25 protein-coding genes and 1 pseudogene are annotated in these 24,419 nt (G+C 47.7%); 22 read left to right on the top strand and 4 right to left on the bottom strand.

Features of this window, described 5'->3' with window-relative positions:
* Positions 1 to 21: 21 nt before the first annotated feature.
* The 4 genes from SPTER_RS18990 to SPTER_RS18975 all read left to right on the top strand — a co-directional run bounded on the left by SPTER_RS18990 (position 22) and on the right by SPTER_RS18975 (position 3,360).
* On the top strand, positions 22 to 411 hold the full coding sequence (locus tag SPTER_RS18990; RefSeq protein ID WP_170233330.1) for a thioredoxin family protein: 390 nt from the start codon (positions 22 to 24) through the stop codon (positions 409 to 411).
* A 205-nt stretch (positions 412 to 616) separates the two neighbouring features.
* Positions 617 to 1,429 carry an ABC transporter permease gene (locus SPTER_RS18985; protein ID WP_144351827.1) on the top strand — a complete coding sequence of 271 codons (813 nt, stop codon included), beginning with the start codon at positions 617 to 619 and terminating at the stop codon, positions 1,427 to 1,429.
* An 84-nt stretch (positions 1,430 to 1,513) separates the two neighbouring features.
* Positions 1,514 to 2,533 carry a taurine ABC transporter substrate-binding protein gene (locus SPTER_RS18980; protein WP_211367325.1) on the top strand — a complete coding sequence of 340 codons (1,020 nt, stop codon included), beginning with the start codon at positions 1,514 to 1,516 and terminating at the stop codon, positions 2,531 to 2,533.
* Between the two features lie 11 nt (positions 2,534 to 2,544).
* The gene (locus tag SPTER_RS18975; RefSeq protein WP_144351825.1) at positions 2,545 to 3,360 is read left to right on the top strand and encodes an ABC transporter ATP-binding protein; all 816 of its coding nucleotides are present in this window, start codon (positions 2,545 to 2,547) and stop codon (positions 3,358 to 3,360) included.
* A 95-nt stretch (positions 3,361 to 3,455) separates the two neighbouring features.
* On the opposite strand, the gene SPTER_RS18970 is transcribed toward SPTER_RS18975, so the two are convergent.
* Positions 3,456 to 4,364, bottom strand: coding sequence for a LysR family transcriptional regulator (locus SPTER_RS18970; protein ID WP_144351824.1), 909 nt, complete (start codon positions 4,362 to 4,364; stop codon positions 3,456 to 3,458).
* A 134-nt stretch (positions 4,365 to 4,498) separates the two neighbouring features.
* Complete coding sequence (locus SPTER_RS24880) at positions 4,499 to 4,693, bottom strand: hypothetical protein (RefSeq protein WP_170233329.1); 195 nt, start codon at positions 4,691 to 4,693, stop codon at positions 4,499 to 4,501.
* On the opposite strand from SPTER_RS24880, the gene dapF reads away from it, so the two are divergent.
* The 16 genes and pseudogenes from dapF (at position 4,682) to SPTER_RS18890 (ending at position 20,747) form a co-directional block, all read left to right on the top strand.
* Positions 4,682 to 5,464 carry a diaminopimelate epimerase gene (gene dapF / locus SPTER_RS18965; protein ID WP_211367324.1) on the top strand — a complete coding sequence of 261 codons (783 nt, stop codon included), beginning with the start codon at positions 4,682 to 4,684 and terminating at the stop codon, positions 5,462 to 5,464. The two genes, SPTER_RS24880 and dapF, sit on opposite strands and share 12 nt — an antisense overlap.
* Positions 5,465 to 5,638: 174 nt before the next feature.
* Entirely contained in the window at positions 5,639 to 6,124 is a 486-nt protein-coding gene (locus SPTER_RS18960; protein WP_144351823.1) for a GNAT family N-acetyltransferase, read from the top strand.
* Positions 6,125 to 6,456: 332 nt separating this feature from the next.
* Positions 6,457 to 6,945: pseudogene (locus SPTER_RS18955) on the top strand (FadR/GntR family transcriptional regulator); the annotation flags it as partial.
* 71 nt (positions 6,946 to 7,016) lie between these two features.
* Entirely contained in the window at positions 7,017 to 7,193 is a 177-nt protein-coding gene (locus SPTER_RS25975; protein WP_144352985.1) for an FCD domain-containing protein, read from the top strand.
* A gap of 336 nt (positions 7,194 to 7,529) precedes the next feature.
* Positions 7,530 to 8,873 (top strand): acetyl-CoA hydrolase/transferase family protein, encoded by a 1,344-nt coding sequence (locus tag SPTER_RS18945; RefSeq protein WP_144351821.1) that lies wholly within the window; start codon positions 7,530 to 7,532, stop codon positions 8,871 to 8,873.
* An 80-nt stretch (positions 8,874 to 8,953) separates the two neighbouring features.
* Entirely contained in the window at positions 8,954 to 9,157 is a 204-nt protein-coding gene (locus tag SPTER_RS18940) for a 4Fe-4S binding protein (RefSeq protein WP_144351820.1), read from the top strand.
* A 15-nt stretch (positions 9,158 to 9,172) separates the two neighbouring features.
* The gene (locus SPTER_RS18935; protein WP_144351819.1) at positions 9,173 to 10,240 is read left to right on the top strand and encodes a 3-methyl-2-oxobutanoate dehydrogenase subunit VorB; all 1,068 of its coding nucleotides are present in this window, start codon (positions 9,173 to 9,175) and stop codon (positions 10,238 to 10,240) included.
* A gap of 2 nt (positions 10,241 to 10,242) precedes the next feature.
* Positions 10,243 to 10,992, top strand: a complete 750-nt coding sequence (locus SPTER_RS18930; protein WP_144351818.1) for a thiamine pyrophosphate-dependent enzyme — start codon at positions 10,243 to 10,245, stop codon at positions 10,990 to 10,992.
* Positions 10,992 to 11,543, top strand: coding sequence for a 2-oxoacid:ferredoxin oxidoreductase subunit gamma family protein (locus tag SPTER_RS18925; protein ID WP_144351817.1), 552 nt, complete (start codon positions 10,992 to 10,994; stop codon positions 11,541 to 11,543). Before SPTER_RS18930 ends, SPTER_RS18925 begins: the two co-directional genes overlap by 1 nt.
* Before the next feature lie 266 nt (positions 11,544 to 11,809).
* Positions 11,810 to 13,102 (top strand): MFS transporter, encoded by a 1,293-nt coding sequence (locus SPTER_RS18920; protein ID WP_246105363.1) that lies wholly within the window; start codon positions 11,810 to 11,812, stop codon positions 13,100 to 13,102.
* A gap of 58 nt (positions 13,103 to 13,160) precedes the next feature.
* Positions 13,161 to 14,456 (top strand): NPN-dependent 2-hydroxyacid racemase, LarAH10 family, encoded by a 1,296-nt coding sequence (gene larAH10, locus SPTER_RS18915; RefSeq protein WP_144351816.1) that lies wholly within the window; start codon positions 13,161 to 13,163, stop codon positions 14,454 to 14,456.
* Between the two features lie 14 nt (positions 14,457 to 14,470).
* The gene (locus SPTER_RS18910) at positions 14,471 to 15,853 is read left to right on the top strand and encodes an FAD-binding oxidoreductase (protein WP_144351815.1); all 1,383 of its coding nucleotides are present in this window, start codon (positions 14,471 to 14,473) and stop codon (positions 15,851 to 15,853) included.
* Positions 15,854 to 15,856: 3 nt separating this feature from the next.
* A complete protein-coding gene (locus tag SPTER_RS18905) occupies positions 15,857 to 17,158 on the top strand; it encodes a (Fe-S)-binding protein (RefSeq protein WP_144351814.1) in 1,302 nt (433 codons plus the stop codon).
* 46 nt (positions 17,159 to 17,204) lie between these two features.
* Positions 17,205 to 17,891, top strand: coding sequence for a hypothetical protein (locus SPTER_RS18900; protein WP_144351813.1), 687 nt, complete (start codon positions 17,205 to 17,207; stop codon positions 17,889 to 17,891).
* Positions 17,892 to 18,029: 138 nt separating this feature from the next.
* Positions 18,030 to 19,319, top strand: a complete 1,290-nt coding sequence (locus tag SPTER_RS18895) for an MFS transporter (RefSeq protein WP_246105362.1) — start codon at positions 18,030 to 18,032, stop codon at positions 19,317 to 19,319.
* Positions 19,320 to 19,463: 144 nt separating this feature from the next.
* On the top strand, positions 19,464 to 20,747 hold the full coding sequence (locus SPTER_RS18890) for a nickel pincer cofactor-dependent isomerase, group 22 (RefSeq protein WP_144351812.1): 1,284 nt from the start codon (positions 19,464 to 19,466) through the stop codon (positions 20,745 to 20,747).
* 21 nt (positions 20,748 to 20,768) lie between these two features.
* On the opposite strand, the gene SPTER_RS18885 is transcribed toward SPTER_RS18890, so the two are convergent.
* Both SPTER_RS18885 and SPTER_RS18880 read right to left on the bottom strand, forming a co-directional pair.
* Positions 20,769 to 21,074 (bottom strand): AzlD domain-containing protein, encoded by a 306-nt coding sequence (locus SPTER_RS18885; protein WP_144351811.1) that lies wholly within the window; start codon positions 21,072 to 21,074, stop codon positions 20,769 to 20,771.
* On the bottom strand, positions 21,071 to 21,775 hold the full coding sequence (locus tag SPTER_RS18880) for an AzlC family ABC transporter permease (RefSeq protein ID WP_144351810.1): 705 nt from the start codon (positions 21,773 to 21,775) through the stop codon (positions 21,071 to 21,073). The genes SPTER_RS18885 and SPTER_RS18880 overlap by 4 nt, the downstream gene beginning before the upstream one ends.
* A gap of 162 nt (positions 21,776 to 21,937) precedes the next feature.
* Between SPTER_RS18880 and SPTER_RS18875 the strand changes: the two genes are divergently transcribed.
* Together SPTER_RS18875 and SPTER_RS18870 are read left to right on the top strand one after the other, a co-directional pair.
* Complete coding sequence (locus SPTER_RS18875) at positions 21,938 to 22,492, top strand: helix-turn-helix domain-containing protein (RefSeq protein WP_144351809.1); 555 nt, start codon at positions 21,938 to 21,940, stop codon at positions 22,490 to 22,492.
* 47 nt (positions 22,493 to 22,539) lie between these two features.
* Positions 22,540 to 24,198, top strand: coding sequence for a sigma-54 interaction domain-containing protein (locus tag SPTER_RS18870; RefSeq protein WP_144351808.1), 1,659 nt, complete (start codon positions 22,540 to 22,542; stop codon positions 24,196 to 24,198).
* Positions 24,199 to 24,419 lie beyond the last annotated feature (221 nt).

Here is a 24,419-nt window from a genome sequence, read left to right as displayed (position 1 = left end):
ATTTTTATGCGAGGAAATGTAATGACGAAGGTTACTGAAGCAAACTTCGATGAATTTACGTTTGACAGCAGTCTGGCGGTGCTGGTCTTTTTCGGCTCCAAACGCTGCAAGCTCTGCAAGGAGTTAGCCCCTGTTATCCTGGCCATTGCGGACGAAAATACCCATAGACTAAATGTATGCTGGGTAGATGTAGATAAATATAAACCGCTGTTTCAGCGCTTCCGGTTACAGGGGATACCGCATTTACTGCTTTTTAGCAAAGGGGAGGTGCGGGAGCGGATCGGCGGACTGCATCCTAAAGAGGCATTAGTTGCTGTGATTGACAGGGTACTGGCCAGCGGGTGTGCAACTGCTGAACCCGGCAGCAAAGGAGTGATTCATAGCGATTGTACAGGGTGTTGCTCCTGTTGATTGCACCAGCCATAGGTCTGACCCGGAATACGGGAGGCAACCTGCTGACGGCTGACAGGGAAAAGTATATTTTATAAAGAAATCATAAGTAAGCTGACTGGATGACCGGAGGCCTTCTTATATTGTGCAAAGTGCAATATGCTGAAGGTCTTTTCTATTGTATCCGGGACAGTCTGGGAAAAGCTTTAACAAGGGATGGTAGAGAATGCAAAGAAACAAGGCTTCACTGATAAACAGACTGGTATTGCCCCAGGCGTGGCTGTATAAAGGAGTATCTGTTTTGGCTGTAGCGGTTGTTTTGGGATTTTGGGAAATAGGCAGCCGCTTTCAGCTGTTTAATCCGGTTTTTGTACCGTCGCCGGAGCAGGTGTGGGCTGCTTTTACCGATATTCTCCGGGAAGGCTACAAAGGCCACAGCCTGTATTATCATATCCTGGCAAGCCTGCAGCGGCTGTTTCTGGCGCTGGTCCTGGCTTTGGCGACAGCGATACCGCTGGGGCTTCTTTGCGGCAGTTCACGACTGCTGATGGCATTATTTGATCCCTTTATTGAGTTTTATCGCCCGCTGCCGCCGCTGGCATACTATACCCTGCTGGTGTTGTGGTTTGGCATTACCGATGTTTCCAAGGTGGCGCTCCTGTTTTTAAGCGCCTTTCCGCCCCTGTTTATTGCCGGGGTATATAGTGTGCAGTGTATACCGGGAGATCGAATCAATGGGGCGAGATCCCTGGGAGCAGCGAATTGGCGATTGCTTGTTTATGTTGTTTTCCCATCGTGTTTGCCAGATCTACTGACAGGGTTACGAACCTCTGTCGGCGTGGCGTATTCAACCCTGGTAGCCGCCGAGATGGTAGCCGCCATTTCCGGGGTTGGCTGGATGGTGCTGGATGCCAGCAAGTTTCTGCGCAATGACATTATTTATGTGGGGATTATCATAATGGGGGTGATAGCCATCTTGCTGGACAGCTGCATCCGGGCGGTGCTGCGGCGCACTTCACCGTGGGTTGGTAAGGAATAATTTTGTATAATTTGTCTCAGCGTTACGCTGGAAAGGAAAGTGATTATGTATATTAAAAAAAGATGGCAGAGTTTATTGATTCTAATGTTGGCAGGGGTCCTGCTGATGCTTGCCGGCTGTTCAAACAGCGGTGATAACAAGCAGGCTGCGGCCCCCGCAGGCAAGGAGACCCTGCCTAAAGAGATCCGCATTGGCTACCAGGTGAGCCCGAATGGCGAATTGCTGGCGAAAGCGCTGGGGTTGGCGGAAAAGAAGTTCCCCGATGTTAAAATTTCGTGGCTGAAGTTCGACTCCGGGCGGGATATCAATACGGCGATTGCCAGCGGCTCTATTGATTTTGGGTTAATCGGCACACCGCCGGGCACTGCCGGTATTGCCAAAGGCCTGCCGTACCAGGTGTATTATTTACATGACGTAATCGGTGTGAGTGAAGCGCTGGTGGTCAAGCAAGACGCCGGGATTAACAGTCTCCAGGACCTAAAAGGGAAGAAAATTGCCACCGCCTTTGGGTCTACGTCCCATTTTAGTCTATTGACGGCGTTGAAACAGCAGGGGGTTAACCCGGCTGAGATAACGATACTGGATATGCAAATGCCGGATTTACTGGCTGCCTGGCACAGAGGCGATATTGCCGGCGGTTATGTTTGGCAGCCGACGCAGGCCCAGTTGATCGCCGGCGGCGGCAAGGTCATTATTACCTCTAAAGATGTAGCCGATAAAGGGGGGCTAACCGGCGAATTTGGTATTGTCTACACGGAGTTTGTCAAGCAATATCCCCATGTCGTAAAAGGCTATATTGCCGTACTTGATGAAGCAGTGCATTATTACCGGGACCATCCGCAAGAGTCAGCAAAAGCCTTGGCGAAAGAATTGGGGTTATCGGCAGAAGAAAGCCTGAAGGCTATGAATGAGATCATTGTTTTGGATGCTGCCCAGCAAACCGAGGCTAAGTATTTGGGAACGCCTGGTCAGCCTGGTGAATTTGCGCAATTGTTAAAAAGTACCGCTGATTTTCTGGTTGAACAAAAGACGATCACAAATGCCCCTGATTTAACAATATACCAGAAGGCTATTCGCAATGATCTGTATGAGGGGAACAAATAGGAGGGATTACGATGCCTGGCAATGAGCAAAGCCTACTGCAGCGGACAACTGATTTCCCGGCCGGGCAGCCGGTGATTCAGCTGGCTGGCATTAGCTTGCGCTACTCTCAGTCGGCAGCACATATTCAGGCCTTGGCAGACATCAACCTGGAGCTTAGCGGGGATGATTTTGTTTGTGTACTGGGGCCGTCCGGCTGCGGCAAGTCTTCGTTACTTAACATTATTGCCGGGTTTCTGCAGCCGACAACCGGTACAATTACCGTGGACGGTAATATACACAGCAAGCCGGACCCGCAGGTGGGGGTGGTTTTTCAGCATCCTAACCTGTTTCCGTGGTTAAGCATTGAGAAGAATATTGAGTTCGGGTTAAAAATGAAACAGGTAGGCAAAGAGCAGCGTAAGGAGCTGGTTGCCCATTATCTCCAGTTGGTTGGACTGGACGGCTTTGCCAAGCTCCTGCCCTTTCAGCTGTCAGGGGGGATGAAGCAGCGGGCGGCCATTGCCCGGACGCTGGCCACCGATCCCCGGATGATCTTACTGGATGAACCATTCAGTGCCCTGGATGCCTTTACCCGGGAGACCATGCAAAAAAATCTGTATGATATTTGGCACAAGACCCGTAAATGCCTGTTGTTTATTACCCATGATGTGGATGAAGCCCTGTTGCTGGCTAAGCGGATTATCATTATGCAGCCTAATCCCGGCCGCATCGTAAACGATTTTCCCAATCCGCTGCTGCGCAGACCGGAACAAGCCTTTAGCCGGCTGCGGTCGGCGAAAGAGTTTAATGATATGCGCCAGTTTCTGATTGGGCAGATACATAGCTGACCTGTTGTTTGCCGGGCTCATTGCCGGCTCCTGTTTATTGCCGGTAATCCCGGAATTTATTTACTATTGCGGCTACCTCCCGAAGCTCAGACAGTTTAGGCCATAAACTCGCACATGGAGCACAAGGATTTAACCGTATTGATAAATTCTTTTTCAACAAGTGACAAATGATGGTTGCGGGACCGGATAATGACGAACGCTGCTTTAACCGGGTTATTATTGATAGGTATGGGGATGATGGAACCGATTTGGCGATAATAGTCGGACATGAATTTGGGGGCAAAAGCAATGCAGGTACTTGAGGCCACAACGGTTTCTATTATTTTAAAATCGTCAAAACGATAGGCTATGTTTAACAACCCGTGTTTGCTTAACAGTTCCGACAGGCCGCAGTTAGTCACATACTGGGTATTATATAGCACTAAGGGCTGCTGCAAAGCTGTATCCAGGGATACAGCTTTTTTTATTGCCAGGGGTGAGTTTTTCCCGGCAAGAATAATAAAGTCGTCCTGGAATAACTCTTTTATATGAATGTTTTTGGTTTGAATCAGCTCATCGGTTTTAAGGATAATGCTGAAATCGATTTTCCCGGCCTGCACATCATGGAGAATATTGTTGGATTCGCCTACTTTCAGCATGACATGAACATTAGGATGCCGGTATTTGAAGGTGGTTAAGGCGTTGACCATGATTGTGTTGCAGATACTGGGGTCGGCGGCGACATTAATCGTACCATGCAAGGCCAGGGCATTCGTTTTGGTAATTTCTTTTAGTTCTTCGATTTTGTCTACAATTTCCAGCGCTTTTTCGATCACCGATTCACCTAATTCGGTCGGATATACTCCCTGGTTCGTGCGTTTAAAGAGACTAATCCCCAATTCAACCTCTAACTTGGTGATGGAAGCACTTAGCGCCGGCTGGGAAATAAAGGCCCGTTCTGCGGCAAGGGATATGGATTTGCAATGGGCAACCTCAATGATGTGACGTAATTGCTCTAAACGCATAATCAGCCTCCTCCTCAGCCTGCCTTTATTCTACAGCGGCCAACCATAAACAGAAAAGACCCGCCTGCACATAAGTGCAGAAGGGCCTCCGGTTGTCTGGTCGGCTCACAGCATATTACTATTATTAACAATAATTATAACTTAAACAGCAACAAAAATACAAGGTCAATTATGCCGGCAAGCTGCAATATTGCCAGAAGCCTGTAATGCTGGTTTAACAGGATACCCGGCATACTATGAAGAAACATATAGAAACCCCGATAAAGATCGTTGGGGCCGGCTGTTAACTGCAGCATTAACAACAGGGGGGAAAGCTGATGAATTTTCATTTTTACAAATATCATGCCTTGGGGAATGACTATATAGTGATTGATCCCCATAAGGCCGGGGTTGACCTGACGGCGGCAAACATCCGGCTGATCTGCCACCGTCATTTCGGGATTGGCTCCGACGGGATTCTGGCCGGCCCCTTCTTTGAGGGTAGCGCAATTCGTTTACAGATACTGAACCCTGATGGCAGCGAGGCTGAAAAGAGCGGCAATGGGGTTAGAATTTTTTCCCGCTATCTCGTAGATGCCGGCTATATAACAACCCGGGAATTTAGCCTGGAGACGCGGGGCGGCCGTGTTCATGTCGAGTTGCTCGATGACCGGGGCGGACAGATCCGGATCGATATGGGGACGGTAACCTTCCAGAGTGAGAGTATTCCGGTCACCGGACCGGCAAGAGCGGTAGTTAATGAAGAACTGGTGATTGAGGGCCGGCCTTTAGCTGTTACCTGTGTGTCGATTGGCAACCCGCATTGCGTAGTACTGGCTGAACCCTCACCGGCGACCGCCGCGAAGCTGGGACCTCTAATTGAAACCCATAGTTTATTTCCTAACCGGATTAATGTTCAGTTCCTGCAAGTGCTGGACCGCAATAATATCCGGATTGAAATCTGGGAACGCGGGGCCGGCTATACCCTGGCCTCCGGCAGCAGCAGTTGTGCGGCCGCCAGTGCGGCCTACAAACTCGGGCTGGTTGATAATGAAATTAATGTCCATATGCCGGGGGAATTATTAAAATCGATATCCGGCCCAGCGGACACATTCTTATGACAGGCTCAGTCAGCCCGGTTGGCCGCGGCTTTTTCTCTGAGGAGCTATGGACCAGCAGGACAGGGTTCTGAGCTCTATGGATACGACGCAGTCGTCTCTGTTTTTTTCCTTTTGGAATTATTGGGACCTGTTTTTAATCATTTATAGTTAGTAAGAAATGGGGGTTATTAGAGCATGGGTATTGAATTTAAAAAAGTGAGCGGCTTTAATCGAGGAATACTCTTTGAATTATTGAAAGATGCGTATTCATTTGATTGCAGATATGAACAAAGTTATAATTCTGACTGGCAAGTTTTTGACAACTTTTTCTTTGGCAATTTGCAAATTGCAGATAAATATGGGTTTATCACAACACTAAACGAGGAAGCCATCGGCTTTATTTCCTGGGACCCGAGAAACATGCCTAAGTATGCGGAAATTGGCCATAACTGCATTGCTTCAAAACATAAAAGCAATGGTTATGGTAAAATACAGCTGCAAGCAGCGGTCAATAGAATCGCCCAAAATGATGTGAGAAAAATCATTGTAACCACGAATGATGACCTAATCCCTGCGCAACGAATGTATGAGAGTGTTGGGTTCACAATATATCAAAAAAAGAAGAATCAAAACATTGCAGATTTTATTGGTGAACTCATAGATTATGTATATTTTTTATAGTAAGTTTATGCATTTACAGAGGATCTCCCTTACCACGAGGTTATATATAATAATTGTTTATAACATGAACATAATAAGCGTTAAGCGAAGAAGCGGAGTGATTCTCAATCTTTCATAAAAGCGAGCTAAATATAACAATTGAGCGAGAATTATTAGCTCTGCTCCCAAATAAATAATTTCGACCATAAGTTGTGACAGAGCCTCCAAAAAAAAAAGATTGACAGATCGGGTTTAGTACATTAAACTGAAAACACAGAATACTTACACAATGTGTCTGGCATGAAATATCCTGTCATACCAGTAATACAGGACCACTGTGAAAGGGCGGTTTAATGGGTACTAATCACCTGTTCCACGACAGAGAAGGCATGTTGCGTGGTAATATTTTTGATGTTACTGTAGAGCGTTTGCGTACATTTATTGATAGTGGGATTCTGAGTGCAGGTGATAAGTTGCCGTCAGAACGTGAACTCGGAGAACAACTCGGTGTAAGTCGTTCGATATTGCGGGAGGCGCTAAGAGTCGTTGAATCACAAGGGTTAATAACCATGGTTCAGGGCAAAGGCGCCTATATTAGAAAACCAGGGCTGCGAACCGTCATTGAGCCTGTGCAGCGCTTAATGAGAGATGGATCAATTACATTAGGAAACCTAATGCAGGCCAGGGCAATTATTGAACCCGAGGTTGCCAAAGTAGCTAGTCTTAATGTCACTGAAGCGCAAATTGTTAAGCTGGAGCAAGATTGCCGTGATATGGTCAAATTTTTAGATTTTCCCGAAAAATATCTTCAAGCTGACAAAAGGTTTCATAGTCGTTTGGCAGAAGCCACCGGCAATCCTGTGCTTGTCATTATGATGTGGCCTTTACTTAACTTGTTTGCTGGCTTTGTTCCCTGTTTTATGAGCGGCCAGGGACTCCCCAGCGAGTCTTTACAGCCCACGGGGAGTTACTTAATGCGCTTAAAAACCGTGATCCGGAGGATGCTGAAAAATTGATGCAAGCGCATTTGGCAGAAGTAACAGAATGGTTCGGGAATTTCTCGGGTGAAAAAATTTTTAATAATGAGTAGAATGAATGATGGCAGCGGGAAGGAGGTTCAGGTTACTTTAGGGGTTGATTCAGCACATTATTATAGCCAACTTGTCATACCAGTAATACCAGTTATGGTACGCAGCTCTTTATTAGATATAAGAGTTTTGTGCTTATCTTGTCATACCAGTCCGACCATTTCCTCCTAAAACTTTTTTAAAAATTCAAAATATTAAAAATATAATTACATAACTGGTTTGCCATTTTAAGCACAACAAGGCTGTTTAAGAATACTTTTTAAAGACGCACTTATTAATAGCTCTGTAATTTCATTAGGAACTTTAGCAGCAGTGAGTATCTTAGTGGGGGAGATTTGATGAATTTATTGCAGGAATATCGATCTAAATTAGTTTCTGCAGAAAAAGCTGTCAAGGTTATTAAAGCGGGAGACTGGGTTGATTATAACTTTGTTTTGTCTCAGCCTGTTCTACTGGATAAGGCTTTGGCAGCCCGCAAAGACGAACTGCGGGATGTAAAAATTAGAGGCGGTATGAGATTAACTCCGTTAGAAGTCGTTGAGATTGATCCCAACCGAGAGCATTTTTGTTATAACAGTTGGCACTTTAGTGCTTATGAGCGACAATTGAGTGACCGGGGACTGTGTAATTATATCCCTATGATTTACCGGAATATGCCGCTGTTTTATCGTAAAAGTCTGGAAGTGGATGTGGCGATGTTTACTGTTGCCCCGATGAGCTCAGATGGATATTTCAATTTTTCCCTTACCAATTCGGCATCTAAAGCCATTGCTGAACAAGCAAAAATAGTTATTCTGGAGATTAACAAACAACTTCCCGTTATAACCGGCGGACAGGAAGAGGGCATTCATATCCGTGAGATAGATTATATTGTTGAAGGCGATAATCCTGAACTGCCGGTTATTAATCCGGTGCAGGTTTCTGATACCGATAAGAAGATTGCGCAATTTATCATGCGGGAAATAAAAGACGGGTCTACTATTCAATTAGGGGTTGGCGCATTGCCGAATGCAGTGGGGACGATGATTGCCGAGTCAGATTTAAAAAATTTAGGTATGCATACTGAGATGTTAGTTGATGCTTATATGACCATGACGCGGGCCGGAAAAATAACCAATACCCTAAAAAATATTAACAAGGGGAAAGGCGTATTTTCCTTCTGCGCCGGGAGTAAGGATTTATACGAGTGGACTAATGACAATCCTGCCCTGATCTCGGTACCCATTGATTACGCCAATGACCCGCATACTATGGCCAAAAACGATAACCTTGTAACAATTAATAATTGTGTTGAAGTCGATATTTTGGGTCAGGTGACAGCCGAGACAGCCGGTAGCCGTCAGCTTAGCGGCACCGGGGGACAGCTTGATTTTTTGACGGGCGGCTATCTTTCACAGGGTGGAAAAAGCTTCATTTGTTTTACGTCCACCTTCACGGACAAACGGACTGGACAAATGAAATCAAGAGTATTGAAGAATCTGCCCTTAAGCTCAGTGGTTACCAATCCCCGCACCCAGGCGCATTATCTTGTGACTGAATGGGGCGTGGCTGATTTGGCAGGACGTTCTACCTGGGAACGGGCTGAGCGTATTATCAATATTGCCCACCCGGCGTTTCGGGAGGATTTAATCAGGGCAGCTGAACAATTGGGAATCTGGCGGCAGAGCAATAAACATCTATAAGCAGGTACCTGATTTATAGATGCTGTGAGGTCACATTGCTAATGTTGCCGATAATATTAAAACCTAAGGAGGAATGAAGGATGCCAAAACCAGTTTTTCGTGAAGAAAGGTGTAAGGGCTGCGAGTTGTGTTTCGATGCGTGTCCCAAAAACATTATTGTTATGTCGGCGGATTTTAATGCCAAAGGCTACCATCCTGCTACTTGTCCCGACGATTCAGAATGTGTTGGGTGTGCTCTGTGTGCAAGGGCTTGTCCGGATGTAGTAATTGAAATTTACGAATAAAAGGGGAGTGGAAAAATGTCGGAAAAGGTATTGATGAAAGGTAACGAAGCGATCGGTGAGGCTGCTGTCATCGCCGGCTGCAGGTATTATTTTGGCTATCCTATCACACCGCAGTCAGAGTTAATTGAATATATGGCCAAACGGTTGCCTCAAGTCCAAGGGGTATTTTTGCAAGCCGAAAGTGAAATTGCGGCAATCAATATGGTCTATGGCGCCGCCGGTGCCGGTGCCAGGGTTATGACTTCCTCATCAAGCCCGGGAGTGAGTCTCAAACAAGAAGGGATCTCCTATATTGCTGCCGGCGAATTGCCCTGTGTAATTGTGAACATTATGCGGGGCGGTCCCGGACTAGGCGGTATTCAGCCGGGGCAGGGCGATTATTTTCAGGCAACCAAAGGCGGCGGTCATGGTGATTACCACTGTATCGTGGTGGCGCCCAATAGCGTACAGGAAATGGCTGAACTAACAGTGCACGCCTTTAACATTGCAGATCAATACCGTAATCCGGTAATGATTTTAGGCGACGGTGCTCTTGGTCAAATGATGGAACCTGTTGACTTTCATGATCTCCCGGTAATTCCGGTGGAGAAGCCGTGGGCTACAACCGGCATGGGTGAGCGTGAGCAACCTAACCAGATAGATACACTTCGTCTTAACCCTGAGAAACTGGAAGAGGTCAACAACACGCTGCAGAAAAAATATGCATTACTGCAGGAACGGGAAGTGCGTTGGGAAGAAACCTTCACTGCCGATGCCGAGCTGGTGCTTGTAGCTTACGGAATATCATCGCGTATTGCGTATTCCGCAATGGAATTAGCGCGAGAAAAAGGCTATAAGGTAGGTTTGTTCCGGCCTATTACGCTGTGGCCTTTCCCGAAAGCGGCTTTGGAAAAGGCGGTTGATAAGGCCGCCGCTGTTTTAACGCTGGAGCTCAGCGCCGGGCAAATGGTTGAAGATGTTAATCTGGCAATCAGATGTTCCAAGCCAGTTCACTTCTATGGCCGCACCGGCGGCATGATGATGAGCCCGCAGGATGTTTTCGACCAAATAGTAAAAATATTTGCAACAAAAGGGGGCAAATAACAATGGCGGAAAAGTTGTTTGCTAGACCGCAATCGCTGGTAGACGTGTCCTCACACTACTGCCCCGGTTGCCAGCATGGAATCATTCATCGTTTAGTGGCAGAAGTGATTGATGAATTAGGGATACAGAAAAAGACGATCGGTGTTGTGCCTGTAGGCTGCTCGGTATTGGCAGATCAATATTTTAACATAGATTCGCAGCAGGCAGCTCACGGTCGTGCGCCGGCAGTTGCTACCGGTATTAAACGGGTGCATCCGGAAAATGTAGTATTTACTTATCAGGGAGATGGCGATATTGCGGCGATTGGTATGGCCGAAGTCGTGCATGCCGCTGCCCGGGGCGAAAAAATAACGACGATATTTGTAAATAATGCTATTTATGGCATGACCGGCGGTCAAATGGCGCCGACAACGCTAGTAAATCAAGTAACAGCCACATCTCCCTATGGCCGCCAGCTTTCATCTGCCGGCTCACCGATTCGTTTGTCGGAGTTGCTGGCCACCCTGGACGGGGCCAAGTATATTGCCCGTGTTTCCGTTAATGATCCGGCTAATATGACTAAAGCCAAAAAAGCAATTAAAACCGCTTTTGAAGTGCAAATTCGCGGCGAAGGTTTTGCATTAGTGGAAGTAGTGGCCACCTGTCCCACAAACTGGGGTAAGTCTCCGGTAGAAGCAAAGAAATGGCTGAAAGAAAATATGCTGCCGCAATTCCCTCTCGGCGTCTATAAAAATATTGAGGGGGTGCAATAATGAGACACGAAATTATTATGTCAGGCTTTGGCGGGCAAGGCGTTATGGTCATGGGGCAGCTTTTAACCTATGCGGGAATGCTGGAGAATAAGAATGTATCCTGGATGCCGTCTTATGGTCCGGAAATGCGGGGCGGAACCGCCAATTGCTCGGTTATTATCGCAGAGGCGTCTGTAGGTGCTCCCATTGTTACCAAGCCAACGGCAGCTGTAATCATGAATTTGCCCTCACTGGACAAATTTGAGGCGACAATCAAGCCAAACGGCGCGCTGATAATCAACAGCTCACTGGTTAACAAACCGGCACAGCGCAATGATATCAAGGCTTATCTTGTACCTATTAATGAAATCGCCAGTGAGCTGGGTAGTGTAAAGATGATTAATATGGTAGCTTTAGGTGCATTGTTGGCTGCCACAGCTGTGGTGGAGAAAGAATCGCTGATGAATGCCTTTGCCAAAAAGTTTGCCGCCAAGCCCGGCATGGTGCCTGCCAACCAGGAAGCCCTTAACCGGGGCTACGATTTTGTGATGCAGATCAAGCAAACGCATTGAGAACCGGCAAAGGATTATCGCTTTAATTAATTGAAGATTAAGAATAGTAAGCATCTAATATGTTCCGTCTACTTTTGATTTGTTCCCCAACAAAACGTTGGCACTCTACCTAATTATTATTCAAGGTTTTGCTGGTGGAAAAATAAAAACGGCTCAAGGTAAGCCTTGAGCCGCAATGCTCTTTTATTTTCCAGGAAAATAGAAATGAGAGAGGAGGTTTTAGATTTTCCCCAGGCGCAAAACTTTATAATTGGGAGGGGCTATATGTGAGTACCATAAACGACGCGCGGCAGACGGCGGGTGTCAAGCCAACCAAGGAAAGATGGGTATTAGTACTTATTCTGCTACTGACATTACTGATTGCTTATTGGGATCGGGTGAATGTCTCGATACTTTTAGCGGATAATGCCTTCCTCACGGAAATGGGAATCAAAGGTGATCCAGTCCGGATGGGCTTGATTATGACGCTCTTTCTTATCGCTTACGGGCTGGCGAATATCTTGCTTAGCCCCCTGGGAGACTGGATGGGGCCGCGAAAAGCAATGTCGTTATCTATTTTGTTATGGACAGTGTCAGTTGCTATCGGTGGTTTTGCTGCAGTTTTCACAACGCTGCTGGTGTCGCGTGTTATTTTGGGTATCGGCGAAGGGATGCACTGGCCAATGCAAAGCAGTTTTGTTAAAAACTGGTTTCCGCCAGGTGAACGTGGCAAAGCCAATGCAGTATGGCTTATTGGCCTTATGGGAGGACCGGCTCTGGCAATGCCTTTCTTTAGCTGGGTTCTAGCGGCGTGGGGCTGGCGTGGCACCTTCTTCTCATTAGTCATCTTAGGCATGATACCATTGCTGATTATATGGTTTTACGTTACTGATCACCCCCGCCAGCATAAACGGGTAAATAAGTTAGAGCTTGACTGGATTGAAAGTGGACTGAAGGCTGAGGCTGAACAGCAAAAAGGGATTGCTACCGAAACCCTGGCCCAACGCATTAAGAGCTTTGCAACAGACTATCGCTTTTGGCTGCTGACCGTCAATTATTTTTGCGTAGCATCTATTTGGTGGGGAACAATGGCCTGGCTGCCCAATTATCTCAAAGAGGCGCGGGGCTTCTCCTGGAATGCTATGGGGGCACTTGCTGCACTGCCGTATGTGCTGGGGGGGGTAAGTCTACTGGTTTTTGGTCACCTGGCAGATAAATGGGGCCGAAGAGCACCGTTCATTTGTTTTGGCCATATTGGTGCTGCTCTGGGGATTTACTTTGGCGCTCATGCCCCGGACAATCTTACGGCAGCTTTAATGATTTCCGCTGGTATCGCCTCAATTGCTCTGGCCTTACCGCAATCCTGGACGATATTACAGCAAATCGTTCCTTCTAAAGCGGTAGGTGCGGCTACTGGTTCGATGAACGGTCTGGCCAATGCCGGCTCAGCGTTTGCCCCGGTATTGATTGGCTATTTTATTAGTGTAACCGGCGGATATGTGGGGGGACTGATGTTCTTAGTGGGAGTAGCAGTTCTGGGAGCGTTTTGCATGGCCATCTTATCGCTAAAAAAGTACTAGTGAACAGCCCCTGGTAACGTAGAGATCAGATCAAATTTAAGTGTAGGAGGTATTTTTTATGGCGGAAACAGTATTTGAGTTTGGTTATGGAAATAGCAAGCTACAGGTAAGCCTGCCTGCTGAAAAAATTATCAACAATGTTTTGGGCAAGCCTTGCCCGGCCATTGTTGATGTGCCGGCGGCGGTACGCGCGGCGCTTCGCAATCCGATCGGAACCCCGCCGCTTAAGGAGGTTGTTAAACCTGGTGATAAGGTTGCCGTGGTTGTCAGTGATATTACGCGGGCCTGGGTTAACTTTGATCAATTTCTCCCGGTCTTGCTTGATGAATTGAATGATGCCGGCGTTCCTGATCAGAACATATTTATCATCATTGCTCCCGGTGCCCACCGGTTGAATACGCAAGCAGAGTTTGTTGTACTTTGCGGGGAGAAGGTCTGTCATCGGGTTGCTGTCTATAACCACGACTGCCACAAGCAAGAGGAACTGGTGTATACCGGTAAGACCAAAGGCGGCGTCGATTGTTACATTAATAAGCGAGTGGCCGGGGCCGACAAGATGATTTTGACTGGTGGCATTGTTCACCACCTAATGGCTGGTTTCGGTGGCGGGCGCAAAGCAATATTACCGGGGATCAGCGGCTTTAAGACCATCCAGGGCAATCATCTGTTTTGCATGAATAAAGAAGTTGGCAAGGGTCTGAACCCAAACTGTATTGCCGGTAAGCTTGAGGAAAATGAAATGAATGAAGATATGATTGAGCAGGCTGCTTTGGCGAGGCCGGACTTTTTACTTAATGCCGTGTTTACGCCAGAGAATAAGTTTGCCCGGTTTGTTGCCGGCCACTGGTACGAAGCCTGGCTGGCCGGTACGAAAATGGTGGATGAAATATATGGTATTCCCATTACTGCCCAGGCTGATTTGGTAGTCTCGTCTGCCGGCGGCTTCCCGAAAGATATTAACCTATACCAGGGTGTAAAGACAATTGACAATGCTTATATGGCTGCCAAACCAGGCGGAGTCGTTATTTGCTGCCTGGAACTGCCCGATATTACGGAACCGGCTGAGTTTAGCGACTGGTTTAAATATCCAACAATGTTAGAGCATGAGATGGCGCTAAGGGCTAATTTCACAATTCCCGGATTTCTGGCCTATAGATTATTAGATATAGCCCGCCAATTATCGCTGATCATTGTTACCAGGCAGGAGAATGCCGGGTTTATCAGCAAAGCAGGCATGATTCCGGCGACTACTGTCGCCGAAGCCCTGGCGCTGGCTAAAGAGAAGCTGGGGCGTGATGATTACACTATTACGGTAATGGCGGCTGCGGCAAATACTGTGCCGGTATTGAAATAACAAGGAGGACAGATATGGAAAGCCGACTAATAAATGACCTGAAAAAAATTGTGGGCGAGCAAAATATTCTAACAAGTAAAGAAGATCTGTTATGCTACGCCTACGACGCCACACCAGGTTTTTCCCATATGCCGGAAGCCGTCGTATCTCCTGCTGACACAGACGAAGTTTCGCGAGTGCTGATATTGGCCAATAATGAAAAGATACCAGTCTATCCCCGGGGCTCGGGTACGAATCTGAGTGCGGGTACGGTCCCCACCAAGGGTGGTATTGTTTTGCTTATGACCCGGTTCAACAAAATCATTGAGGTTGATGATGCCAATCTGGTTGCCATCGCTGAACCGGGGGTTATCGTTGCCGAGCTTAACAAGGCGGTCGAAGAATTCGGGCTGATTTATCCGCCTGATCCCGGTACAGTAACCACGGCAACCCTTGGCGGCACGGTTTCGGAAAACGCGGGTGGCCTGCGTGGTCTTAAGTATGGCGTATCAAAACATTATGTTATGGGATTGGAAGTTGTTCTTGCCGACGGCAGTATTCTCAAAACCGGTGGCAAAAATGTAAAAGATGTCGCCGGCTATGACTTAACCAAGCTATTTACCGGCGCAGAAGGGACTTTGGGGGTTATTACCAGGATTATTGTAAAACTGGTCCCGGCGCCGGAGGCTAAAAAATCGATGATGGCGATTTTCTCAAATTTGGACAACGCGGGTAAGGCCATAGCCGCCATTATCGCCAGTAAAGTCATTCCGGCAACCCTGGAGATATTGGATAACGCTACTATCCGTACCGTCGAGGATTATGCCAAAGTGGGGCTTCCTATCGAGGCTGAGGCGGTTTTGCTTATTGAAGTAGACGGCATTCCCGAAGTCGTAGAAAAAGAAGCTGCTAAAGTAACTGAAGTGCTTAAGGCTAATCATGCTGATAAAATCCAGGTGGCCCAAGATGCCGCAGAACGTGATAAAATCTGGGCGGCCCGGCGGGCGGCGCTGCCGGCCCTGGCCAAACTGCGTCCCACTACCTTTACGGAAGACGCTACTGTACCGCGCAGTAAAGTGCCGGATATGATCCGGGCAGTAAACCAGGCTGCTGCCAAATATAATGTGACCATCGGTACTTTCGGCCATGCCGGCGACGGTAATCTGCACCCGACGATTGTTTGCGACCTGCGCGATAAAGCGGAGATGGAGCGGGTCTATCAGGCCATGGATGAAATCTTCACTACTGCTATCAGACTGGGGGGGACGCTAAGTGGTGAACATGGCATTGGTCTCGGAAAACTAAAATACATGGAAGATCAATTCGGCGCGGTAGGTATACGCACTATGCGTACTATAAAAAAAGCTTTGGATCCTAATTGCATCCTTAATCCAGGCAAGCTTGTCGGGGAGTGTTAAGGTATGAACAAGGATAAGCAATTATTGGCAGATATCGAAGATGCCATCGCCAACTGCATGAAATGCGGCAATTGCATGGAGGTATGTCCGGTCTATAAGGAGATTCAAAGCGAAGCGGCGGTGGCCCGGGGAAAAATTTCGCTGATCGAGGCGGTGTTGAGCGGTAATGCCCAGATCACTGAGGGTTTTGATGCGCGGATGGCTATGTGCGTATCCTGTAAAGCCTGTGCGGCCAAATGCCCTTGCGGCGTTAAAGCTGACGAGCTTATCTTACGCGGCCGCCAGGCGGCGGTTAAAGCCCGCGGTCTAAACCCTATTAAGAAAAAGATATTTAAGCTGCTGGCTAATCGAACCCTCTTTGACCTGGCGCTGCGTATGGCCGGCCTGTTTGGTCCGCTGCAGATGAAAAAACTGCCTGGACATTTGGCTGTTGTTGCCCGCTTTCCCCTGCCCGGTCTGGACCGGCGGCGTGTTTTGGCACCCTTTGCGTCAACGCCGCTACGCAGTCAATTTCCTGAAACCATGCCCATAGAGAAGCCGCGGATGAAAGTGGCTTTCTTCACTGGTTGTACCATTAACTATGTATACACCGACATTGGCCGGGCCGTCATCAATGTGCTTAAGGCCAACGATGCGGAGATCACCATGCCGGCCAGGCAGCACTGCTGCGGTACCCCTGTTTACATGGCCGGTGATGTCGAATTAGCTAAAATATTTGCGAAACACAATATCGAGACCTTCGAGCGGGCCCATGCCGATTATATCGTCGCCGCCTGCGGGTCCTGCGCCGAAGCCTTTAAGATTGAGTACCCGGAACTGTTTGACGATGACCCCGAATTACAAGCGCGGGCTAAAAAATTAGCAGTTAAGACCTATGAAATCAGTGAATTTCTTGTGGATATCGTCAAATTCCGCAAGGATAAGCTGGGGCCGATAAACGCCGCAGTGACCATGCATGACCCCTGCCATATGGCCCGGGGGATTAAGGTAACTACCCAACCACGGGCAATTCTTGCTGCTATCCCTGGTGTAAGCTTCATAGAAATGAAAGAACCTGCCCGCTGCTGTGGCGCCGGCGGCTCGTTCAGTTTGGTTCATTATGAGGTTGCCCGGAAAATTAATGACCGCAAAATTGCCGACATAGCAGCTACCGCTGCCGATACCGTCGCAACCAGCTGCGGTTCCTGCCGGATGCACATTATTGACGGACTGGTGCAGAATGGCAAAACTCAGGACTGCGTTCATGTCGTACAACTGCTGGCGAAAGCATATGAGGCTGGTAAGGTGAGTACACCTGCTAAATAAGTATAAACAGGGTTTTTACAGGTTAAGAAACGGAAGGTGAAATCTCATGCAAGCTGTCGATAGTCCGTTGCTGCAAGGGGCGAGAGTAAAAATATTTCTTGGTGAATTTGGCAGTGGCAAGACCGAACTAGCTGTAAACTATGCATTGCAAATCAAAGCACTGGGTTGTAAAACAGCAATAGTAGATATTGATCTCGTAAAACCCTGCTTTCGTACCCGGGAAAATCGAAAATTGCTAGAGAAAAATGAAATAGAGGTCGTAGCTCCAGAACAGCGCCTGGAAAATGCTGATCTTCCGGTTTTGCCACATAATTTGACTAGAGTACTAAGTCAACAGGATTACCAAGTGGTAATGGATGTAGGTGGAGGGAAAGCTGCTATTGTTCTAGGACAGTTTAGCAAGTTGTTTGCCAGTAATCCATATCAGGCGATGTTGGTCGTAAATACATGCCGCCCTTTCACGAGCACGGTGGCGGCTATCGTAGAGTTATTTCACTGTATTGAACATGCATCCAGGTTGAAAATAACCGGAATTATTAGTAATACCAATCTGGCGGGTGGAACCAACGAGCAACATATTCAAACTGGATTGGCTATCGCCGAGGCTGCGTCCGCGGAGCTGGCAGTGCCTATTCATAGTGTTGTAATACCGGAGTGGCTGGCTGGAAAGGTAAGCACGCACTATCCGATTTTTGTCCTCAAACCATATACCCAGTATCCGTGGATGGTGTAGATAAGTCAGTGAAAGAACGCCGCAGGTAGTAACGATACCTTCGTTTATTATGGAGTGTCCCTTCACAGAACACGGTAATTTAGCTAAGACGGGGATTAGTCATTGCATTCGTGTGAAATGGAAAAAGGGGGCCAAAAAGTGAAAAAAAATTTCAGATGGGTATTAGCGGTATTAATGTTCCTTATAACCTTTATGTCTTATATGGACCGGGTCAATCTATCGGTGGCCACACCAGAAATTATGCGGGAATTTAATTTTACCAAGATGGATATTGGTTTTTTTCAAACAGTCTTTTTTATGGGCTATGCTGCTATGCAAGTGCCCGGAGGCATACTGGCGGAGTATTTTCGTCACCGGATCGTTGTTGTGGCCGCCGTTACCTGGTGGTCTGTGTTTACAGCTCTTACTGCCGCAGCCAGCACATTTTCCCAGTGGGTAATTGTCAGGGGGGCGTTTGGCTTAGGTGAAGGTCCTGTTTATCCGGCGCTCAGTACGTTTATCGCCCGGTGGTTTAATCCGGCTGAAAAAGGGAAAGCATCATCCATTATGCTTAGCGGTGCTTTCGTTGGTCCTGTATTTGGACCGGCAGCAACCGTAGCTTTGATGCTGGCCTTTGGCTGGCGTTCCGTATTTGTCATCTTTGGTGTGGCCGGTCTTCTTATCGCCGTCGCCTGGATGATCTTTGCCAAAAATTCCCCGAAAGAAAGTCCTTATGTGTCGGCCGAGGAATTAAAGTACATTGATGAAGGCCGCAATGCAGCAGAGGAGGATAAGAAAGAGCTTGCGCCGTGGAAAAGCTTTATAACTTCAACGCAATTTTGGGCTATTGGGATTCAATATTTCATCGTGGATTATATCATGTATGTATATCTTGCCTGGCTGCCCTTATATCTTATGGAGGCTCAGAATTTTTCGCTGGCCAAAATGGGTATTGCTGCCTCGTTTCCGTGGGCGGCATTGTGTATTGTGACCCTCTCGGTAGGTGCATTCAGCGACCGGCTGGTGGCAGCAGGCGCTTCCAAAGCTAAGGCAAGATCTTACCTGGGGATAACCGGATTAGTGCTTTGTTCATTATTCCTTTATTTGGGGGCCATTGCCACGAATCCGACGCTGAATGTTTTTTTGCTCACTTTGTCATTAGGATCGCTGGGCCTGGCATTCCCGGCCAGTTGGTCAGCCTGTATTGATCTTGGCGGGAAATTCTCGGGCTCTGTCTCCGGCTGGATGAATTTCTGGGGGAATATTGGTGGGGTAATAGCCCCGCTGCTCACAGCCTGGATAGCCACTAATTATGGCTGGCAGGCGGCTATAATCGTAACCGCGGTATCGGCAGTAATTGGAATTATCGCTTGGCTGTTTGTTAAGCCGGATATCCCGCTTAAGCGTGGTGAAGCAAAACCTAACGGGGCTCCTTCTACCTGCCTGTAATATACTAAATATTCAAGATAATCAAAAAAATGAAAGGTTCTGGTCTGCGAGAGTCAAGGGACGGTTCCTTGACTCTCCTCCAGTTCCATGGTGGTACTATAAAAGGGGACACCTGTAAATAAGTAATTTGCTAGGAGGAAATTTATGTACGCAGAAACTGTTAAGTTTCCTAAAATGGCGAGGGTAAAACAAATTATAGCGCAAACAGCCATTAACGATATTAAAGGTGCAGTCAGGGAAGAATTAGAATCAATCAACGTGGCTGGCCGGATAAAGCCTGGAGAAAAGGTTGGCATAACTGTTGGCAGCCGGGGGGTAGCCAATCTGAAAATTATCGTGGAAGTGATAATTGAAGCAGTGAAGCAAGTTGGCGGCGAACCTTTTATTTTACCGGCAATGGGCTCACATGGCGGCGGTACTGCTGCCGGGCAGGTTGAAATGCTAAATTCGCTGGGGATCAGGGCGGAAGCGCTTAATGCTCCGGTCCTTGCCTGTGATAAAGCCAGTCAAATAGGAACGACTAAGCAGGGAATACCTGTGTATGTTAATGATATAACACTATCAGGGCAACTAGATAAACTCATTCTTTTTAACCGGGTCAAGGAACATACCGAATTTGAGGGCGAGATCGAAAGCGGCATCCATAAAATTTGCGCAATCGGGATCGGAAACCCGCAGGGGGCTTTGGCCGTACACCAGTATTCGCTGGATTATGGTTATGAACAAACGATTACCGAGGTGGGTGCCTATATCATAAAGCAGTTGCCGGTAGCCTTTGCCATCGCTACGGTAGAAAACTATTATCACGAAACAGCGCATATCAAAGCTATGCTGCCTGATGAAATTATGGAGGCGGAAAAAAAATTGCTAAAGCTGGCAAAGGCGAGCCTGGGCAAGATACCTTTCGAAGCAATCGATGTGCTTATTGTTGAGGAAATGGGTAAAAACATCAGCGGTTCCGGCATGGATGCCAACGTTATCGGCCGCATTCAGGTTTTTGGTCAGAAAGAACCGGAGAAACCGGTCATAAAGCGAATTGTTGTACTGGATACCACCGTGGAAAGTCATGGCATGGCTACCGGTATCGGTCTGGCAGACTTTACAACCAAAAAACTGGTGGATAAACTGGATTTATGGTCTACTTACTTTAATTGTATTACAGCCCAGTCTCCCGAAAAAGGGAGATTACCTATATATTTTGCTACCGAAAAGGAAAGTATCGGAGCCGCGTTAACCTGCATTGGCATTACTAAGCCGGAAAACGCCAGAGTTGTCCATATTCGCAATACGAATGAGGTTGAGGTTATTGAGGTCTCTGCAAGCCTGCTTCCAGAAGTATTAGTCAGATCTAATTTAGAATTATTGACAGAAGAGAAACCCATGCAGTTCGATGAGTCAGGAAACATCCTTAAAATATCAGCAGGGTAGCTAAATGAAAAAGACTGAGCTCTATTGATACGACAGGAGCAGGAATACGGCAATGATTGCGGCTGAGACAGAGGATACCAGGCCGCCCCGGTACCAGGAACAGGCGGCCGCTGCGGCTATGCCCGCCAGGGTTGCTGCCGTCATTGCCGCCGGTGCTTCCAGGACTCCCTTGACAATTAACGCGCCCAGCGCCGTGTAGGGGATATAGAGAAGAAACCGCCGCAATAAAGGCGGCAACGGCCGCTTTGCTAATAGCAGCCAGGGGAGGAGCCTGGGCCCGAAGGTAACAAGCAGCATGGCCAGGATTAACGGTAAATGGCTCGTCATGGCTGTTCCTCCCTGGCTTTGCCGGGTAATAACAAGAGGCCGGCCAGTGAAGCCAGGATAATCGCTGCAATCAGGCCCCAGCCGGACGGAAGCAGGGTAAAGAAGTGGTTGGCTGCATAGATCATTCCTGCCAGTAGCGCTAACCACAGAATATTGGCCGACTTCCTGATCTCAGGCACCAGGATTGCCGTAAACATGGCATAAAGGCCCACTCCCAGCGCGGTCTTCACTGATACCGGCAGGGCACTGCCCAGCAGATAGCCGGCGACAGTGCCGGCAACCCAGGACATATAGCTAAATCCCTGTAAAGCCAGCAAAAAAGGCACACTCAGTTTGCCCGGCTGTACAGCGGCCACCGCAAAACTTTCATCAGTAATACCAAAAGCCAGCAATGGCAGCCAGCGCTTTTTTACGTCTGTAAGGCGTACGGCGAGCGAGGCGCTCATCATGGCATGCCTCAGATTAAGCAGCAAGGTCGCGAGCACAATATCGCCCATAGCAATCCCGGCTTTAATAAGGTCTAACGCCATAAACTGGCTGGCCCCGGCAAAGACCAGCAGGGAAAACAGGCAGCTGTCCAACAGGGAAATATTGACTGTTTTGGCCAGCAGGCCAAAGGCCATGGCTACCGGGAAATAACCAATAACAAGGGGGAGGCCGGCGATCAACCCCTCCTGGAAGCTGTGGACCTTGCTTTTCATTTTTCCCCTCCGTCAGAGCAATAGTAAAAACATTCCGCAATATGCTATAATTAAAAATAAACAAGATCACCTTGTGCGTTATAACGTATAATATGATCCATATAACGTATTATAGATAGTATAACATAGAATCGGCAGATTACAAGGCAGAGGGGGTAAATTTTGCAGGACTTAAATTTGATCATCGCCAATAATCTGAAACAGATTCGAGCGGAGAAGAAATTAAGCCTTGAGAAGGCTGCGGACATTACAGGGGTCAGCAAATCAATGCTGGGGCAGATCGAACGGGGGGAGTCCAGTCCCACAATCAACACCATCTGGAAAATTGCCACAGGGCTGAAAGTCTCTTTTACTTCAATCATTAATTCTCCCCAGGACGAGGCAATGGTTGTGCATAAGGCTGAGATTGATCCGCTTGTTGAGGATCACGGCCGCTGTAAGGTGTACCCTGTTTTCCCCTATGCGGATGACCGCCGGTTTGAAATGTATATCGTGGAAATAGAGCCGGGCGGGCGATTGAGCACAGATACCCATGGCGACAAGACCCAGGAGTTTATTACTGTTGCCGAGGGCGAATTGACTTTACTGACGAACGATAAAGAATATATTGTTCCGAAAGGCGACTCGGTAACCTTCCGGGCTGATAAGCGCCATACCTATCATAACCCCGGTACCGGGCTCGTACGGTTAAGTATGGTTATTCACTACTCATTATAAAAAATATACTAATACCGGGGCTGTTGTCCGGCTGAGAAACAGGAGAAATGGGGGTCTGCACAGCGGTGCTTGATTTGATCATTACACTTAATGCTGATTTTCGAATAAAGGCAGTGCAGCCGGTGGGGAATACTCCGGCGCTGCTGGCAGACGGTATCTGTGCCGGCCTAATCGATCAGCCAATCAACCATGTGTTGGGGGCTGAGCTAAAAGAGCAGGGGATTGTGGAGCTTAATAACAAGTTTTTTCGCTATCAGTGTGTCGCCGAACCGGATGGAAGCGTGTTATATTTAAGCAATAGCGGCGTATTGCTTGATTTTTACAAGCAGATTTACGGGCATCTGGCCGAGGGCGTGCAAATCTACGACCGCAACGGGAATTTCCTGTTTGCCAATCCCGCCAGTGAGGCCCTGGAGGGATATAATAGCTGTGATTATCTGGGCAAGCACTTGCTTGATATTTACGATGTGAATGAAGAATACAGCACGGTTCTGACAATTTTGCGCACAAAAAAACCGGTTGCCAACCGGTGCGACCGTTTTAAGATGAAAAACGGGACAATCCTGACTACCATTAATTCCGGCTATCCTTTAATTATTGACAACACTCTATATGGCGCCGTTGTTTTTGAAAGTGATATATCTGTACTAAGGCAGCTTAAAACCAGGACTTTTAATCTGGAAGCATACATCGGCAGTACCGACCCTGGGCAGCAGCCGGCCCTGTATACCTTTGATGATATTGTGCATGAGGCCGAAAATATGAAAGATATGATTCATTTTGCCAAAAAGGTATCGCTGACTGATTCGTCCATCCTGCTGGTGGGGGCTACCGGAACCGGCAAAGAACTTGTGGCGCAGAGCCTACACTCGTTTAGCGCCAGAAGGTATAAGCCCTTTATAGATGTTAATTGCAGCGCCGTGCCGGGCAATCTGTTTGAGAGCATGTTCTTCGGTACTGAAAAAGGAGCTTTTACAGGCAGCCTTAGCAAGGCCGGCCTGTTTGAAATGGCGAATGGCGGGACAATTTTTCTTGACGAAGTCAATTCCATCAGTCCGGAGATACAGGCTAAGCTCTTGCGGGTATTGCAGGAAAAGCGGCTGCAAAGGGTGGGTGGCAGTAAATATATCCAATGTGACGTGCGGATCATCTCGGCCGCGAATGAGGATCTCAACAGCCTGATGCAGCAGCAAAAAATCCGCATGGATTTTTATTACCGGCTATCAACCATCAGAATTGATCTGCCTGCCTTAAAAGACCGGGGCCAGGACATTAGTTTGCTGGCCCGAACTTTCCTGCAGGGGTTGTGCCGGCAGTATCAGCGGGAACCACTGGCTATTGCGGCCGAAGTGCTGGCCGTGCTTCAACAATACGAGTGGCCGGGAAATGTAAGGGAACTTCACCATGTCCTTGAATATGCCGTTAACCGTACGGCCGATGACGCCGGCATCCTGACAATGGAATGTCTCCCTGGTTATTTACTATTAGAAGGGAGCAGCTCCCTAACGGCGCCGGGAGGGGGTGGGAAGCCGGCCAGGCCTGAAGCCGCCGGGACTTTTGCTGAATGTATGGAACGGTACGAGTACGACTTAATCTGCAGGACGCTGACAGCCAAAGCGGGGAATATTACCAACAGCGCCAAGCAGCTGGGGATAAGCAGGCAAAGCTTGCAGTACCGGATGAAGAAACTAAGTATCGGCGGCTAGCGCAAAAATTTTCATCAGTGGTGCCGGATTATTTGGCAGTCATTTTGTCTGCTGCTGCCGCAGTTTTAGTCTAAATTTTGCCCAATTGATGCAAAAAAAATTTGCATATATATCAATTTAAATATACAAATACTAAAAATCGAATTTTTTAGGCAAGATTATATAGCAACTCACCCTAAATCGTTTGCAATTTTTTATAAAATTGCAAACGATTGTTTTAT

The sequence above is a fragment of the Sporomusa termitida genome (assembly GCF_007641255.1).
In the GTDB taxonomy this organism is placed as follows: Bacteria; Bacillota; Negativicutes; order Sporomusales; family Sporomusaceae; genus Sporomusa; species Sporomusa termitida.
The sequence above is the reverse complement of the archived record's forward strand: the minus strand, read 5'-3'. Positions and strand labels throughout refer to the sequence as shown.